This window comes from Labrys methylaminiphilus subsp. lupini, assembly GCF_051161885.1.
GTDB lineage: Bacteria > Pseudomonadota > Alphaproteobacteria > Rhizobiales > Labraceae > Labrys.
Genome location: NZ_JBMDIH010000001.1, coordinates 758,060 through 773,599, shown reverse-complemented (window position 1 = coordinate 773,599; position 15,540 = coordinate 758,060). Strand labels below are relative to the sequence as shown.

Below are 15,540 nucleotides of genomic sequence, written 5' to 3'. Positions count from 1 at the left end.
TTCGGTTAAGTCCGGCGGTACCAGGCAGACGAGAGCCGGAAAACTCAACACATGGACAGTACAAAAATGAAACAACCAGTGGGTGTCAATGCGGTGTGATTAAAAAACAAGAAGTGTTGCCGATATCATACGCTGCCACGCCAGACACCCGGGAGCCCCGGCGCCAGAGCGTCTTGCGATTTGGCCGCATCGCGAAGAGCCGTAAAGACACGTCGAAACAAAGAATTAGAGCAAGCGGGCGTCCATGCCTAAACGCACTTTGCCCCGAGAGAGGTCCCCTCATTTACTGGAGGCAACTGGGGCAAGAGCAAATATTGGGGCCTCATGCCCTCGGCAAAGCCGCATCTTCTTCCCGGAGCGAGACCACGCGTAAAGTTCGTTCTCTGCGATAGGTCCATGCTGAAAGGAGCGGGCAAGCCTCCTGCAAGGCCTGCCCGCTCAAGTTACTGCTATGGAGAGTAGAGTGACGTCCACGGCAACCCGGTTTCCCGGTCGCTGCACCCCTGTGCCTTTCGGCACAGCCGGCCGCCGCAGCAGCGACTATTCGTCAATGAGCGGTCGACGGACGCGTCGGCGCCGAGAAGCTCAGCGCGCTGTCGATTCCAGCGATGATTCCGCGGGCCAGGTCGACATGACGGCCGACGCCGGCGGAAAGGGCATCCCGCATCTGCGAGTCGAGAGGAGAATTGTCGATGGCAACACCGAGGTTGGAGAGCGTCGCGCAAAGCTCGCCCAACAGACGCTGGTGCTGACGGATCGAAAGCATGTAGGCGCGATGCAGCTCGGTGATATCTGGCGCCGACATGTCGATGTCGTCATTCCAGGCCAGGCGTGCGTTTGAGGTCAACATCGATAGTCCCCGACGATTTTGCGTGGGCTCGTGCTGATTTGCGGCCCCGCTGATGCAGCAATGGTTAATTGGAAACGGCCCCTTCGCGCTGTGCGTTTTCGCACATCGCTGCGGGGCGGTATCAGCATGCCGCCTATCCATCGACCGGAAGGGTCATTCGGGAAAGGCACCGGGGCGAGCACCATCGACACTGAGTGAACATCATCGCATCCCCGTCAAACTATGCGAAAGCGCACAGAGGTAATCGTCAACATAGACACATGCTGCAGCGCGCTTGAGTGTCACAACATTTGCTTATATTTGAAACGGCAAGAAGCGAACCTGACCGCACAAATGTCCGATCGACCGTTTCATTGGAGTTTACTATGCGGAAAAGTCTTTATGCCCTTGTTCCAGGTCTCCTCGGCCTGGCTGGCGCCCTATTGCCTTTTGCAATGAGCGCAAGGGCAGAAGAGGGAGCACGCGTCATGCTCGTGCTCGACGCCTCGGGCTCCATGTGGGGCAAGGTTGGTGACATCACCAAGATCGAGGCCGCACGCCAAACCGTCGGTACCATCCTGAAAGGCTGGCCGGCGGACGATCACCTCGGCTTGATCGTCTATGGCCATCGTCGCAAGGGCGATTGCAAAGACATAGAGATGCTCAAACCGGTCGGCCCGGTCGACGAGCGGGCGTTCATGGCCATGGTCGGCGGCCTGTCGCCCAAAGGGCGCACGCCGATGACCGACGCCGTACGAACCGCCGCCGAAGCGATGAAGGGGCAGGAAGGCCGGTCGACCATCATCCTGGTCTCCGACGGCGTGGAAACCTGCAATGCAGACCCCTGCGAGGTGGCCGCAGCCCTGAAGAAGGCCGATATAGACCTCGTCGTCGACACCGTCGGCTTCGACATCAAGGATCCCGAAGCCAACCGCGAACTGCGCTGCATGGCGGAGGCGACGGGCGGCATCGCCCTGCAGGCCGAGGATGCCGGCGAACTCACCAAGGCCATCCAGCAGGCCGTGCACACCGCCCAAGGCAATCCGGCGCCTGCACCGGCCCCGCAACCCAAGGCTGAGCCGAAGGCGGAACCCAAACCGGACTGGAACCTGACGGGCTATGCCCGGCTGGCCGTGGGCGACGACCCGATCACCGACGACGTGCGATGGGAACTCACCCGCCCCGCGCCGGAAGGCACGACATCCGAAGTGGTGATGACGAGCTACAACGCCAACATCCACGAACAGGTTGAGCCGGGCGACTATATCCTCACGCTCACGGCAGGCGAGGCGAGCGTGAAGGCCCCCATTACCATCAAGGCCAACGAGATGAACCGTGTCGACATGGCGTTGAACGCGGGCCGCATCGGACTGCGCGCCAAGCGCACGGCGACCGAAACGGCAAAGGGCTATGTGGTCTGGACCGTGAAACCCAAAGGCAGCAGCGCTGATCTGTTCACCGGCTATGACGCCGAGACCGGGGTCATCCTCCCGGCGGGCGAATATAGTGTCACGCTGAAGCTTGGCGCAGCCGTCCAGACCCGTGATATCGAAATCGCGCCCGGTGAAACGGTTCCTGTCGAGGTCATTGCCGGTGTCGGCAAGCTGAAGGGCAAGGTCACCTTTTCCCCGGGAGGCTCCGCCGTAAAGGATCCCCGTGTCGATATCTTGGTTGGCTCCGAAGCAGCCGAAGGCGAGTCCTCCTTGATCGGCGACTATGCCGCCGAGCCTGTTTTCGATCTGCCCGAAGGCACCTATCGCGTCCGTATCAAAGTCGATGGCGTGGATCGCGTCTTCCCGCTGACGATCAAGACCGGTGAGACGGTGACGGCTTCCTTCCCGCTCGACGCCGGCCTTGTCGCCATCACCGCGCCGGGCGCAGATTCGATCCGCATCACCGTCCCGCGGACCGGCATTTATGGTGATGACGCGGAGGAAATCACGCGGAACTACGATACGTCGATGAGCTACGTTCTACCCGCAGGCAAATACACGGCCAGCGCGTGGAAGGGCGACGTCAATGTCACCCAGGACATCGAGATCAAGGCCGGCGCACGCAATGAGGTGAAACTGGCCCTGCCTCAATGACCCTGCCTTCAGGGGGCGGCGGTTGCGATAGTATCTCGGCGCAATTGCCGCCCCTCTTCTTCGCGCCGGCGAGCGGTGGTGCGTTGCCGCGAGACCGTCGTTCTCGGCGGCGACCACCCCATTTCGTGATTTGACGGAAGCGCCTGGACTCGCAAGGACACCTCGAAAACCGCAATCGAAGCAAAAAGCCGTTCAGCTGCGAAAGCACGCAGCCTCAGGGAAACACCAAATATCGCCGCTTGGTGCCGCTTCGGGTGTCGGCCATCAGAAGATCGATGGTATCGACTTCACCTTCATGCCGAAGACCGGCTATCACCGTGGCGACGGTCAAGTCCGGCCAGGCTCGCCGGACCGCCTGTCGAATCGCCTGCTCGACATCCAGTTCCATTCGGGTCGGATCGGGCATGCTCCAATCCTCGAAGACCAGGCCGAGTGTTCGCGCCAGCGTGATGCGAAGCTGATCGTCGCTTGGAAGATCGGACATGCGAAGGGCCCCCGGTGACCGCCTTCCGCATCATGCGCTGCTCCGATGGCAAATGAGAAGCGCCACGTCGCTCGAGGCCGTCACAAGCATGAGTTGGAGGCTCGTCCGGATCGAGACCAGTTGCCTTCGGCATCGCACGGCGCCTTAGGGCGAAGAGGCGCGAAGACGCTGCCATCTTCCGGAAATGACGACATCAGATCGGCTTTGCCGCCAGGGTCGCCACCCAATGATCGAGCCGTTCCTTCAGGGTTCGCTCGCGCACGAAAGCAACCTCTTCATCCTCGATCTGTTCGATGATCTCCAGGCTGAAGGTGCGCTCTCCGTGCCTGCTCCAGGCGGACTGCAAGCCCTGGTTCAGGCTGGCGCCCTGGCCCAGGGTGAACCAGAGCCTGTTGCGGATCTTCGAAAGGTCCGGCGCCCGGCCGACCCAGCAATCCCCCGTTTCCGTGCAGCGAAGGGCGTAGATGCCAGCCGCGACCTTGCGCTTCTTATAGGCGTCGACAACCGCCTTGCGATCTTCACGTTTCATGGACGGCCTCCTTGGACCAAAGCGGAATGGCGTTGCAATTGCACGCAGCCGTAAACCAGAACAGCACGCTACGCAATATTACCCGGGTATATTGACAAGGAAAATTTCACCCGGATATAATCCCGCCAGTTTCATCGCGGGCCTGTCCAATCGCAGACACCTGTTCGCCCAAGCCGGACGCCTCCTGGATGCCGAGGAAAATCCATGCCGCCTTATCTTTCTCCCACGCAGGAGGCCGGACGAGACTTCGTGACGCGGGGTCTTGCCGGCCCGGTCGCCATGCTCAATCTCCTGCGTTTTCGCGAGGTCGCCGACTATTCGGCCTCGCCGGAACTCGCGCCCATCGCGCCGATCAGCGGCGAGGAAGCCTTTCGGCGCTATGTCGTCCACACCCTGCCCTTCCTGTCCCGAAGCGGCGGCGAGCTGCTGTTTCTCGGCGCCGGCGGAGCTTTCCTGATTGGCCCCGAAACGGAACGGTGGGACCAGGTCGCGCTCGTGCGGCAGGCCTCCGTACGGAGCTTCCTCGCCTTTGCCGACGATGAGGGCTACCTCGCCGGGCTCGGGCACCGCACCGCCGCCCTGGCCGATTCACGCTTGTTGCCGCTCACGCAACTGACGATTCCCGCCTGATTTCAGCCCCGCTTTCCTACATGCACCTGGTGGCCCGCCGCCCGGAATGCATCCGCTTGCCCGGTATCCGCCATGTCATCCTCTTCTCCCTCTCGCCCCCTGTGGCGCCTCTATCTCGGCATTCTCCTGCCGATGATGCTGACCAATGTCCTCCAGGCTGCCTCCGGCACGCTCGACGGCATCTGGATCGGCCAGCTTCTCGGTCTCCAAGCCATTGCCGCGGTATCGGCCTTCTTTCCGATCCTGTTCCTGGCGCTCTCGCTGGTGATCGGCCTGAGCAGCGGCGCCGCCGTGCTGATCGGCCAGGCCTGGGGCGCGGGCGATCGACCGCGCGTTCGCCGTATCGCCGCCACCGCCATCGTGATGGTGCTCGCCCTCAGCCTGCCGATAGCCCTGTTCGGCCACTTCGCCATTCCCGGCCTGTTGCAGGCCCTCGGCACGCCTGCGGCGGTCCTGCCGGCGGCTGTCGACTATGCGCGCCTGATGACGGCCGGCTGCCCCGTCATCTTCCTGCTTTGGCTCGTCACCTCGATGAGCAGGGGCGTCGGCGACGCCGTCTCGCCGCTTTTCGTGCTCGTCATCGCGACAGCGCTGTCTCTTGCCGCCACGCCGGCCCTGATCGAAGGTTGGGCAGGACTGCCCCGTCTTGGCGTCACGAGCGCCGCCTTCTCCACCATCGGCGCCTATGCGCTGTCGCTGCTCTGGCTCGCCTGGCACTGGCGCCGCCACCGGCATCCGCTCGCGCCGACGACGCCTCGAGCTCCAACCTTCGACGTCTTGCTCGCTTCGGCCATCCTGCGTATCGGCTTGCCGACAGCCTGCCAGATGATGAGCATGGCTGTGGCGGAACTGGTGCTGCTCGGCCTGGTGAACCGGCACGGAGTTGGCGCCACCGCCAGCTATGGCGCCATCAACCAGATCATGAGCTGGGTGCAATTTCCGGTGATGTCGCTGGGAATCACGGCGACGGTCCTGGCGTCACACAGTATCGGCGCAGGCCGGCTAGGCGTTGTCGGGCCTATCCTGGTGACCGGGCTGCGTCTGAACCTGGTTACGACAGGCGCCTTCGTGGTTGCCGCCTATATGCTTGCCCCGGTGGCCATCGGCCTGTTCATCACCGAAGCCGCCACGGCTCTTGTCGCCGTGGATCTCCTCCATATCGTGCTGTGGAGCGTGGTGCTCGCGGGCTGGTCAGCGGTGCTCAGCGGGGTCATGCGGGCGGATGGCACGGTCCTGGTGCCGACAGGCCTGTTCATGGCCGCCATCGTCCTGGTCGAGGTGCCGCTGGCCTGCCTGCTGGATGCGAAAATAGGCTTGTCCGGCATCTGGATCGGCTACGCCGCCGGATTTGCGGCCAACCTGCTACTCCAGGCCGGCTTTTACGGCCTGGTCTGGTCGAAGAGGCCGGCGCGGCGGCTGACATGAGACAGAGGCCAGGGGTCAGGCCGAAAGACCTGCCCTGCCCTCCGGTCCGAAGCGCGCATTCAACAGATCACCGATTTGCCCGCGTGCGCGTTCCGCCTCCGGCAGCGGCAGCAGCATCCAGGCATGCACCATGCCGGCCTGCTCAAGGAGTTCGACGGGCTGTCCAGCCCGTTCCAGGCGCTGGGCCAATCTGTGGGCCTCGGGATTGAGCAGATCCGCGGTGCCGGTCATGACGGTGACCGGCGCCAGCCCCCGCATCTCGCCATAAAGCGGACTGATCCCGGGATCGTCCAGCGGCAGGTCGCCGGCGTAAAGACGCGCTGCCGCCCGGGCCGCCTCAGGCGTGATCACGGGATCATGCGGCACATGCGCCAGTGTCGCCGGATCATTCATGGTGAGGTCAAGCCAAGGTGAGAGCAGGACGATCTGGCCGGGCTGGGGGTGGCCGGCCGCGACCAGAGCCTGGGCCAGTGCAAGCGCGAGCCCGCCTCCGGCCGAATCGCCCATCACCACCATGCGCTCCGGGGCAAAATGGGCGCATAGATCCGTGTAATGCGCCAGCACACTTGCCAGCGCCTCCCGATGACCGTTTTCCGGAGCCAACGGGTAGAAAGGCACCGTGACACTGCAGCCAGTGCGGCGGATCAGGTCGTCGAGAAAGCGCCAATGCAGGAAGCTGATCGCGAACGAATAGGCGCCCCCATGCAGGTAGAGCAAATGGAAGGGCGCTTTGCCGCCGTCCCGCGGTCCGAGATGGAACACCCGGTCGCCATGCGCCACTTCCTGCCGGATCTCACAAAGATTTCGCAGGCGGGCGGAGGGCAGCGCAGGGCCGGTCCGGCGGCTCAGCCGGATCAGCGCCTGCAGAACCGGCGGCCTTGCCCAATCCTTCACCCTGAGCAGACGAAACAGGCCATGGAGCGAGCGCGAGGCGAGACTGGGTTCGGCAGTCTCCGGCATCCCGCCGTCGGGCGGTGTCTCAGGAGCCTTCGTCTTAGGACCTGGCACCTTCACGCTTGAAAATCGACTCGACCCGGCTGGCCTGCCTGAGGAAGACGAAAATGGCATAGAAGGCCACGAGGCCGAACACGCATTGCAGGATGATCTCGACCGTGGGTCCGAGCTGGAAAAATCCCGCCAGCGCCCAGCCGGAGGCCCAGGCCGCACCGAGCAGTTCGGTGCCGATCAGAATGGCGGCCGAGCAAACGGTGATCAGGCTGGTCCAATTGATGGATTTTTCAGAGCTGGGCAAAATCGGCTCCCCGACGGCTTTCGTGAATGTCGTCCCATGCCTCTATACCATCACGCCGCGCTTTGCTACGCCCCTTGTGGAACGAAGCGCATGGATGGCGAAAACGCCTCTTTGCTCTAACTCCTTGTTTCGACGCGTCTTTGCGATTCTTGGTGATTCCACCGGAGCGCGAAACGCTGTAGATGACAAATCATCCATGTAAGTCTGCGCTTGGAAAGCTGCACTGCCCTATGGAAACGCCCGTCTTCGGTCATGCCGCCGTCGCCACGCCCCATCATCCGGCCAGCGAAACCGGCCAGCGCATCCTGATCCAGGGCGGCAACGCCATCGAGGCGATGATCGCCATGGCGGCCACCATCGCCGTGACCTATCCGCATATGAACGGCGCAGGCGGTGATGGTTTCTGGCTGATCGCCGACAAAGGCCGCCGCATCCGGGCGATCCAGGCCTGCGGCCCCGCCGGCAGCCGGGCCACCATCTCGGCCCTGCGTGATCTCGGCTATGATGAAGTGCCGTCTCGCGGCACCCTTTCCAGCCTCACTGTTCCCGGCGCGATTGCCGGCTGGCAGGTTGCCACCGACATGGCCAGGGCCTTCGGCGGCCGGCTGCCCATGGCCGTGCTGCTGGAAGATGCCATCCGCCATGCCCGCGACGGCATCGCCGTATCGGCCTCGCAAGCCCGGGTCGAGCCCGCCGAGATCGACGAGCTCAAGACCGTGCCTGGCTTTGCCGCCCAGTTCATGCCGTCGGGTGAAGCCCCCAAAGCCGGGGACCTTCTCGTCCAGCCGGCGCTCGCGGGTTTGCTGGAACAGCTCGCCCATGCTGGGCTCGACGATTTCTATCGTGGCGACGCCGCCCGCGAAATCGCCGCCGATCTCGACCGCGCCGGTGCCCTCGTCACGCGGGAGGATTTCCGGCGCTATGAAGCGCGACTGCGCGAACCGCTGAGCCTGCCCCTGCAGGGGGTCACGCTCCATAGCCTGCCGCCGCCGACGCAGGGGCTTTCCACCCTCGTCATCCTCGGCCTTGCCGAGCGCCTCGGCCTCAAGCGGGCGGGCAGTTTCGAACATATCCATGGCTTGGTCGAGGCAGCCAAGCGAGCGGCGGCCATCCGAGACCGCGAAATTGCCGATCCCGTTTCGATGAGCGCCGATCCAGCCGCCTTCCTCACGCCCGCCTTCCTGGAGAGCGAAGCCGCGGCGATTTCGATGGCGCGCCCCGCCCCTTCCCCACTGTCGGGTGCCAGGGGCGACACTGTCTGGATGGGCGCGATCGACAAGGATGGCCTTGCCGTCAGCACCATCCAGTCGATCTATTGGGATTACGGCTCGGGCCTGGTGCTGCCGAAGACCGGCTTGCTGATGCAGAACCGCGGCATGGCCTTTTCACTGGACGCCCGCTCGCCTCGCGCCCTGGCACCGGGGCGCCTGCCCTTTCACACCCTCGCCCCGGCCATGGCGCTGTTTTCGGATGGCAGGGTGATGCCCTTCGGTACCATGGGCGGCGATGCCCAGCCGCAGATCCTGGCGCAATTGTTCTCACGCTATCGCCTGGGCGAAAGCCTCGCCGCTTCCGTCGACGCCCCGCGTTTCATCCTCGCTCGCGATGAGAAAGAAAGAAGATCCGTGCTGCGGCTGGAAGACCGCTTCGACGAGAGCCTTCTCAACGCGCTCGACCGTGCTGGTCATCCCCTCGACATCGGCGAGGCCTATGCAGACAGCTTCGGCCATGCCGGTGCGCTCGTCCGCCACACCAGGGACGGACGCATCGAGGCCGTGCACGACCCACGCGCCGACGGTGGTGCCCTTGGGCTCTAGAGCGTTTTGCGATGGGACGGAGTCGCATCTAATCGCAAAGGCGCTCTAGCCAGCCCGTCGGATTGGCTGGAAACGAAGAGTTGGAGCAAACAAGCGCTCAATCATGGACGTGCTTTGCTCGGGAATGGTCATGGACGTTTGAGAATGGCGACACGTTACGCGATCTATTATGTGCCCGCTGCGGACACGGCGCTCTGGCGCTTCGGCAGCGAAGTCCTGGGTTACGATGCCTTCACTGGGCAGGACGTGCCCCAATGGCACCCTGCCGCTACAACCGCTTCCGCCTGGCATGAGATGACTGCCGATCCCCGGCTCTATGGCTTCCACGCCACCTTGAAAGCCCCTTTCCGCGTCGCCGACGGCTGGGACGAGGCGGCTCTTGCATCGGACTTCATCGCCTTCGCAAGGACCCAGCGGCCGGTCGATCTCGGTGCCTGGGTCATCAGGCCGATCCCTTCCTCGCGCGATGGCCGCGCCTTTCTCGCCATGGTCCCGGCAGAGCCGCCGGGTGAATTGGCCGAACTCGAGGGCGGCATCGTCAGGCATTTCGACAGGCTGCGCGCGCCGCTGACCCCCGCCGAAATCGCCCGCCGAAATCCAGACCGCCTGAGCGAGCGCCAGCGCGGCTATCTCCATGCCCATGGCTACCCCCATGTGCTGGAGGAATTCCGCTTCCATATGACACTGTCGGGGGCCATCGAGAACGCCCCGGCCATCGGCGAACACCTGGATCTCCGGGCAAAGGAGCTCGAGGTCGCCCCTCGACTGCGCATCGATCGCCTTGGCCTGTTCCGCCAAGAGGATGGCGGGCGTTTCCAGGTCATCGACATCGCCATGCTCTAAGCGGAGTTTTCCGGCGACGGAATCAGGCCGCGTCCGCCTTTTCGACGGCATGCGGCTTGCCATAAAGGCCGATATTGGCATCGCCCCACGCCTTCAGCGCCAGCAGGACCGGTTCCATGCTGCGGCCGAGCGGCGAGAGACTGTATTCCACCTTGGGCGGCACCTGCGCATAGACCTTGCGCTCGATCAGCGCATCTTCTTCCAGCTCGCGTAATTGGTTGGTCAGCATGCGCGGCGTGACATTCGCGATATGGCGGCGGATCTCGCTGAAGCGCAGCGTGCCCGAGAGCAGATGGAACAGGATGATCGATTTCCACTTGCCGTCGATCAGGGCGATGGCGGCCTCGACCGAACAGCCCGGCGTGCAATCGAAGCGGGAATGGCGCGCTTTGGCCATGACAGTATCCTTTTTGATACTATAGGCGTTTTTTGTGCATATTGACGATCATTGATCATAGGCACAGATTTCGCTCATATCAATCAGCGATGAGGAACAAGCCATGAAAGCGATCGGATACAGGACGGCGGGCGCCATCGACGCTGCGAAAGCGCTCGAGGACATCGAGTTGCCCCGCCCCAAGGCAACTGGCCACGACCTTCTGGTCGAGGTCGCGGCAATCTCCGTCAATCCGGTCGATACCAAGGTTCGGCGCAGGGCTTCGCCGGATGCGGGCGAATGGAAGGTTCTGGGCTGGGATGCCGTTGGCCGGGTGGTGGAGGTCGGCGAAGCGGTAACCGCCTTCAAGCCCGGCGACGAGGTGTTCTATGCCGGCTCGATCACCCGGCCCGGTGCCAACAGCCAGTTCCATCTGGTCGACGAGCGCATCGTGGGCCACAAGCCGAAAGTTCTCTCGGATGCCGAAGCCGCAGCCCTGCCGCTGACAGCCATCACGGCCTGGGAGATGCTGTTCGACCGGCTCGATATTCGCCGTCCTGTGCCCGGAGCGGCCAATGCCATCGTGATCGTCGGCGGCGCCGGCGGGGTCGGCTCGATCGCCATCCAGCTCGCGCGCGCACTGACCGAGGTGACGGTCATCGCCACCGCCTCCCGCCCCGAAACGCAGGGCTGGGTGCGTGAACTCGGAGCCCATCACGTCGTCGATCACGGCAAGCCGATCGCCGGACAGATCGCGGCACTCGGCATCGGCGCCCCCGCCTTCGTCTTTTCCACCACCGAGACCCACCGCCATCTCGGCGAGATCGTCGAACTGATCGCGCCCCAGGGCCGGTTCGGCCTCATCGACGATCCGGAGGGGCTCGATATCATGGGTTTCAAACGCAAGGCGGCCTCGATCCACTGGGAATTGATGTTCACCCGTCCGATCTTTCAGACACCCGACATGGACGAGCAGGGAAAATTGCTGAACGAGGTCGCCGGATTGATCGACAAAGGCAAGATCCGCACGACGCTCAGCCAGGTGCTTAGCCCGATCAATGCCGAGAATTTGAAACAGGCCCACGCCCTGATCGAAAGCGGACGCGCCAAGGGTAAGATCGTGCTGGAGGGCTTCTGAGAGCGGCGACCATTAAGTCAACTTAACGGTTCCAGAACCAGGATTTTGCTATGGAGCGCAGGCGCTCTCAAGCAAACGCCAAAGGCTGGGCATGAGCGGCGCCATCCTTCCGCCCCACTCGGCAGGTTACAACCGGCCGGGTGGTGAATCGCTACTGCTCCTGCCCGCTGCAATCCGGATCGTTCATGCGCTCGCTTCTTCTCGCCACTATGCTGTTTGGCTGCCTCATTGGACGGGCTGCGGCCCATCCACATGTCTTCGTCGATTCAGCCAGCGAGATCGTTTACGACGACAAGGGGCGGGTAACCGGCGTCAAGCAGCACTGGACCTTCGACGAAGCCTTCTCCTCCTATGCCACGCAGGGACTGCAGCAAGGCAAGGACGGCAGCTACACGCGCGAGACCCTCGCCCCCTTGGCTCAGACCAATGTCGAGAACCTCAAGGATTTCGGCTATTTCACCTTTGCCAAACTCGGTGGCAAGGAGCTCCTGTTCAAGGATCCGACCGACCCTTATCTCGACTATGCCAACGGCGTCTTGACCCTGCATTTCTTCCTGCCCCTCTCCTCTCCGCAGACACAGGGGCAGAAGGCGCTGGCGATCCAGATCTACGATCCGACCTATTATGTCGCCTTCACCCTGCAGGACGAGAACCCGGCCAAGCTCGATGGCCCCCCGGAGGGCTGTGCGCTCAACGTCATCAGGCCCAAGCCACCCAGCGACGACCAGAAGGCCGCCGCTTTGCAGCTCGACGAGGCCTATTTCAGCGCGCTGGACCAGAACAAGGATTTCGGTGCCAAATTCGCCAACAACATCCAGGTGAACTGCCCGTGACAACGGGTATCGGCCGCTTTGCCAGGCGGGTCGCACAGGGGGCGCCGGCGGTCCTGTTCCTGCTTCTGCTGGCGGCTGGCGAAGCGCTCGCCCAGAAGAGCACGCCCTTCGGCATCAGCCGGCCGGAGCAATCGATCACCGGCCCCGCCAGTCCCTTCCTGGCCTGGATCCTCAGCGAAACCGCCCGCTACTATCAATTGCTCGTCGATGCTCTGAAGGAATCCAAGCAGAACGGCACCGCCAGCCTCGCGCTGATCACCCTCAGCTTCGGCTATGGCGTCTTCCATGCTGCCGGCCCCGGGCACGGCAAGGCGGTCATCTCCTCCTATCTGTTCGCCAATGACGAGGCGGTGAAGCGCGGCATCGCCCTCTCCTGCGCCTTCGCACTGGTGCAGGCGCTGTCCGCCATCGCCATGGTGTCGGTGCTGGCGGCCATCCTCAACGTCACCGCCCAGACCATGGATGCCTCCACCCTGATGCTGGAGCGGCTCTCCAACTTCATGGTGATGGCAGTCGGTGCCTGGCTGTTCTGGCGCAAGGGCCGCGCTCTGTGGGGCCTGATCGCCGCCCGTTTCGGCCTGCCCGGCGCCAGCATCCATGTCCACGACGCCAATTGCGGCCATCTTGCCTTGCCGACCGACAGCGACACCGCCAAACGCAACAACATGCGGGCGATCCTCGCCGCCGGCCTCAGGCCCTGCACGGGCGCCATCATCGTGCTGGTGTTCGCCTGGCGGCAGGGAATCTACGGCTCGGGCATCATCGCGACTTTCGCCATGGGCCTCGGCACTGCCGTCACCATCGCCGCCATCGCCACGGTCGCGGTGATGGCCAAGAGCCTTGCCGTCCGCTTTGCCGCCCCGCAAAGCTTTGCCGCCGCCATCACGGTGCGCACGCTCGAAATGGGTCTTGCCTTCATGGTGTTCGCACTCGGGCTCATCCTGCTTGCCGGCGTGATAAATTTACCCTCCGCATAGCTCTTGCCGTCGCCAAAATACTTGGCCCCCCAAAAGCCGCGCAGTATGATGGCTGAGGGCGCACCGAAGCGTGCGCCCAGCTCGACTTTCCGGCTCAATCCGCAGGGAGAAGCGGCCAGCCGGAGGCGGCCGGAGGATCGACCGATGGGCCAGCAGATTGAAGCCGTCGTCCAGCGCCTGAGGCGCTTTGCCCGGGCGCTCAGCCATGATTCCGATGGGGCAGATGCCCTGGTCCTCGAGATCCTGTCCGCGCATGAGGGCAAGCGTCTCGATTATCCCCGCCTGCTCACGGCGCTGATTGCCCGCCGCCGCGACCTCGACGACCGGGAAAACCAGCTCAAGGCTCAACGCCCGCCGATGAAGGCTGCCTGCTCCAGCCATCCCGACATCCTTCGCGCTTTCGACCGCCTGCCCCTGGCCGACCGCGAGGTCCTGTCGCTGATCATCATCGAAGGGCTCGATTATGAGACGGCTGCCGCCGTGCTGGCGGTGCGCGAAGAAGCCTTCATCGCTCGCCTCACCCGAGCTCGCGAGGCTTTCTCGCGCCAGGTGGACGGCCAGCGCCACGCCGTGCTGCGGATCGTGAAATGACCGAGCCCACCCGTATTCCCGACCGGATCTTCAATGCCCTGGTCGATGGCCGGCTCTCCGCACGGGTGGAGCGTGAAACGCGCGAGGCACTGGAATCCGATTCCCAGGGCAGCGAGCGCGCCGCGACCTGGCAGCGCCAGAGCGAGGCCTTGCATGCCGCCCTCGCGCCCATCGCGCGCGAGCCCCTGCCCCTTTCGATGATGCTGAAACTGCGTAACGACAAGCCTGTTGCCTGGCATCGCGACAGCACGCTTTGGACTTATATCGGCATTTTTGCGGCCGGTGTCGCCGTTGGCCTGGCGCTCGACCTCGCCATGCCGACCTTGAGGGCTTTGATCGGGATCTGATTCTCCTACCTTTCAGTAATACTGAAATTCATCCAACATTTCGGTTGAAATTAAATTCCTCCGTGCCTACCTTGGCTCCATGAAACTCGACGCTTGGCTCAAACAGACCACAACGCCCCGCAGCACCTTCGCCAGGACGGTGGGACTGTCGCCTGCGAGCATCACCGCCCTGTGCAATGACGAAACGGCGTGGATTTCCCGCGAGACCGCCGGACGCATTGCCGAAGCAACCGGCGGCAGCGTCACTCCCAATGACTTTCTGGGCCTCGCCCCGGTTCGTGAGCACCTCAAGGAGACTGTCGTGTCCCATCAGAAGATTCAGGCCGCCCTCGAGGCTTTCGCCCGCGGCGAGATCGTGGTGGTGGTCGACGACGACGACCGCGAGAACGAGGGCGACCTGATCATCGCCGCCAGCCATCTCACCACCGAAAAGATGGCCTTCATCATCCGCCATTGCTGCGGCATCGTCTGCGCCCCCCTGACGCTGGAAGAGGCCAAGCGCCTGCGCCTCGACCCCATGGTGTCGCAGAACGACGCCCCGCTCGGCACGGCCTTCACCGTCACGGTCGACGTCAAGCATGGCCTGACCACCGGCATCTCGGCCGAGCAGCGCGCCAATACGGTGCGCGCGCTCGCCAACTCCAATATGGGCGCCAGCGATTTCGTCCGCCCCGGCCATATCTTCCCGCTGATTTCCAAGGAAGGCGGAGTGCTGATGCGCTCCGGCCATACCGAGGCGGCCACCGACCTGTGCAAGCTCGCCGGCCTGCCCCAGGTCGCTGCGATCTGCGAGCTCGCCAATGATGACGGCACGGTCAAGCGCGGACCCGAGGTCGTGGCCTTCGCCGAGACCCATGGCCTGCATATGGTCTCGATCGCCGACCTCATCGCCTTCCGCCAGGCCCGCGAAAAGCTGGTGGAGCGCGTAGCGACCTTTACCGTGGAAAGCGAGATCGGGCCGCTCACCGCCTATGCCTACACCACGCCCTATGACGAGGTGCAGCAATTGGCCTTCGTCTACGGCAAGATCGGCGATGGTGAGAATGTACCGACCCGCCTGCACCGCGCCGATGTGGTGACAGATGTGTTCGGCGGCGCCAAGATGCTCGGTGCCTCCCTCGCCAAGTTCAAGGAAGCTGGCCGGGGCGTGATCGTCTATCTGCGTGACGGCACCGCCGGCGTGCCCATGGTGACCCACGGCTCGGAACACGGTTCGGAAGCCCTGCGCAGCGAACAGTGGCGTGAGGTCGGGCTCGGCGCCCAGATCCTGCGCGACCTCGACGTCTCTTCGATCAGGCTGCTTTCGACCAAGCCACGCACCTATATCGGCCTCAGCGGCTTCGGCATCGAGATCAAGGGCACGGAGACGGTCTGAAGACCGT

At 63.7% G+C, this 15,540-nt stretch carries 17 protein-coding genes; 11 read left to right on the top strand and 6 right to left on the bottom strand.

Annotated features, from left to right (window positions below):
* Positions 1-547: 547 nt before the first annotated feature.
* Entirely contained in the window at positions 548-850 is a 303-nt protein-coding gene (locus tag ACN6KF_RS03530; protein WP_434955504.1) for a hypothetical protein, read from the bottom strand.
* Between the two features lie 467 nt (positions 851-1,317).
* Here ACN6KF_RS03530 and ACN6KF_RS03525 point away from each other — a divergent pair, with 467 nt between their 5' ends.
* Positions 1,318-2,916, top strand: a complete 1,599-nt coding sequence (locus tag ACN6KF_RS03525; protein ID WP_434955503.1) for a vWA domain-containing protein — start codon at positions 1,318-1,320, stop codon at positions 2,914-2,916.
* A gap of 214 nt (positions 2,917-3,130) precedes the next feature.
* Here the strand turns inward: ACN6KF_RS03525 and ACN6KF_RS03520 are convergent, their stop codons facing one another.
* Positions 3,131-3,400, bottom strand: coding sequence for a hypothetical protein (locus ACN6KF_RS03520; protein ID WP_434955502.1), 270 nt, complete (start codon positions 3,398-3,400; stop codon positions 3,131-3,133).
* Positions 3,401-3,593: 193 nt separating this feature from the next.
* A complete protein-coding gene (locus ACN6KF_RS03515; protein ID WP_434955501.1) occupies positions 3,594-3,929 on the bottom strand; it encodes a GIY-YIG nuclease family protein in 336 nt (111 codons plus the stop codon).
* Positions 3,930-4,133: 204 nt separating this feature from the next.
* Here ACN6KF_RS03515 and ACN6KF_RS03510 point away from each other — a divergent pair, with 204 nt between their 5' ends.
* Together ACN6KF_RS03510 and ACN6KF_RS03505 are read left to right on the top strand one after the other, a co-directional pair.
* The gene (locus tag ACN6KF_RS03510) at positions 4,134-4,559 is read left to right on the top strand and encodes a DUF1330 domain-containing protein (protein WP_434955500.1); all 426 of its coding nucleotides are present in this window, start codon (positions 4,134-4,136) and stop codon (positions 4,557-4,559) included.
* Between the two features lie 72 nt (positions 4,560-4,631).
* Positions 4,632-5,984 (top strand): MATE family efflux transporter, encoded by a 1,353-nt coding sequence (locus tag ACN6KF_RS03505; RefSeq protein ID WP_434955499.1) that lies wholly within the window; start codon positions 4,632-4,634, stop codon positions 5,982-5,984.
* Between the two features lie 15 nt (positions 5,985-5,999).
* Here the strand turns inward: ACN6KF_RS03505 and ACN6KF_RS03500 are convergent, their stop codons facing one another.
* Both ACN6KF_RS03500 and ACN6KF_RS03495 read right to left on the bottom strand, forming a co-directional pair.
* Positions 6,000-6,944 (bottom strand): alpha/beta hydrolase fold domain-containing protein, encoded by a 945-nt coding sequence (locus ACN6KF_RS03500; protein ID WP_434955498.1) that lies wholly within the window; start codon positions 6,942-6,944, stop codon positions 6,000-6,002.
* Between the two features lie 34 nt (positions 6,945-6,978).
* A complete protein-coding gene (locus ACN6KF_RS03495) occupies positions 6,979-7,236 on the bottom strand; it encodes a hypothetical protein (RefSeq protein WP_434955497.1) in 258 nt (85 codons plus the stop codon).
* 230 nt (positions 7,237-7,466) lie between these two features.
* Between ACN6KF_RS03495 and ACN6KF_RS03490 the strand changes: the two genes are divergently transcribed.
* Together ACN6KF_RS03490 and ACN6KF_RS03485 are read left to right on the top strand one after the other, a co-directional pair.
* Positions 7,467-9,053 carry a gamma-glutamyltransferase family protein gene (locus ACN6KF_RS03490; protein ID WP_434955496.1) on the top strand — a complete coding sequence of 529 codons (1,587 nt, stop codon included), beginning with the start codon at positions 7,467-7,469 and terminating at the stop codon, positions 9,051-9,053.
* 144 nt (positions 9,054-9,197) lie between these two features.
* Positions 9,198-9,896, top strand: a complete 699-nt coding sequence (locus ACN6KF_RS03485; protein ID WP_434955495.1) for a DUF1045 domain-containing protein — start codon at positions 9,198-9,200, stop codon at positions 9,894-9,896.
* Positions 9,897-9,918: 22 nt separating this feature from the next.
* On the opposite strand, the gene ACN6KF_RS03480 is transcribed toward ACN6KF_RS03485, so the two are convergent.
* Entirely contained in the window at positions 9,919-10,293 is a 375-nt protein-coding gene (locus ACN6KF_RS03480) for a winged helix-turn-helix transcriptional regulator (RefSeq protein ID WP_434955494.1), read from the bottom strand.
* A gap of 103 nt (positions 10,294-10,396) precedes the next feature.
* On the opposite strand from ACN6KF_RS03480, the gene ACN6KF_RS03475 reads away from it, so the two are divergent.
* From ACN6KF_RS03475 to ribB, 6 genes are all read left to right on the top strand, one after another.
* Positions 10,397-11,410 (top strand): zinc-binding alcohol dehydrogenase family protein, encoded by a 1,014-nt coding sequence (locus ACN6KF_RS03475; RefSeq protein ID WP_434955493.1) that lies wholly within the window; start codon positions 10,397-10,399, stop codon positions 11,408-11,410.
* Positions 11,411-11,595: 185 nt separating this feature from the next.
* Positions 11,596-12,243, top strand: coding sequence for a DUF1007 family protein (locus ACN6KF_RS03470; protein WP_434955492.1), 648 nt, complete (start codon positions 11,596-11,598; stop codon positions 12,241-12,243).
* Positions 12,240-13,220 carry a nickel/cobalt transporter gene (locus ACN6KF_RS03465; protein ID WP_434955491.1) on the top strand — a complete coding sequence of 327 codons (981 nt, stop codon included), beginning with the start codon at positions 12,240-12,242 and terminating at the stop codon, positions 13,218-13,220. Before ACN6KF_RS03470 ends, ACN6KF_RS03465 begins: the two co-directional genes overlap by 4 nt.
* A gap of 144 nt (positions 13,221-13,364) precedes the next feature.
* Entirely contained in the window at positions 13,365-13,811 is a 447-nt protein-coding gene (locus ACN6KF_RS03460) for a sigma factor-like helix-turn-helix DNA-binding protein (protein WP_434955490.1), read from the top strand.
* Complete coding sequence (locus ACN6KF_RS03455) at positions 13,808-14,158, top strand: anti-sigma factor (RefSeq protein ID WP_434955489.1); 351 nt, start codon at positions 13,808-13,810, stop codon at positions 14,156-14,158. The genes ACN6KF_RS03460 and ACN6KF_RS03455 overlap by 4 nt, the downstream gene beginning before the upstream one ends.
* A 79-nt stretch (positions 14,159-14,237) precedes the next feature.
* Positions 14,238-15,533, top strand: a complete 1,296-nt coding sequence (gene ribB, locus ACN6KF_RS03450; protein ID WP_434955488.1) for a 3,4-dihydroxy-2-butanone-4-phosphate synthase — start codon at positions 14,238-14,240, stop codon at positions 15,531-15,533.
* Positions 15,534-15,540: the final 7 nt, after the last annotated feature.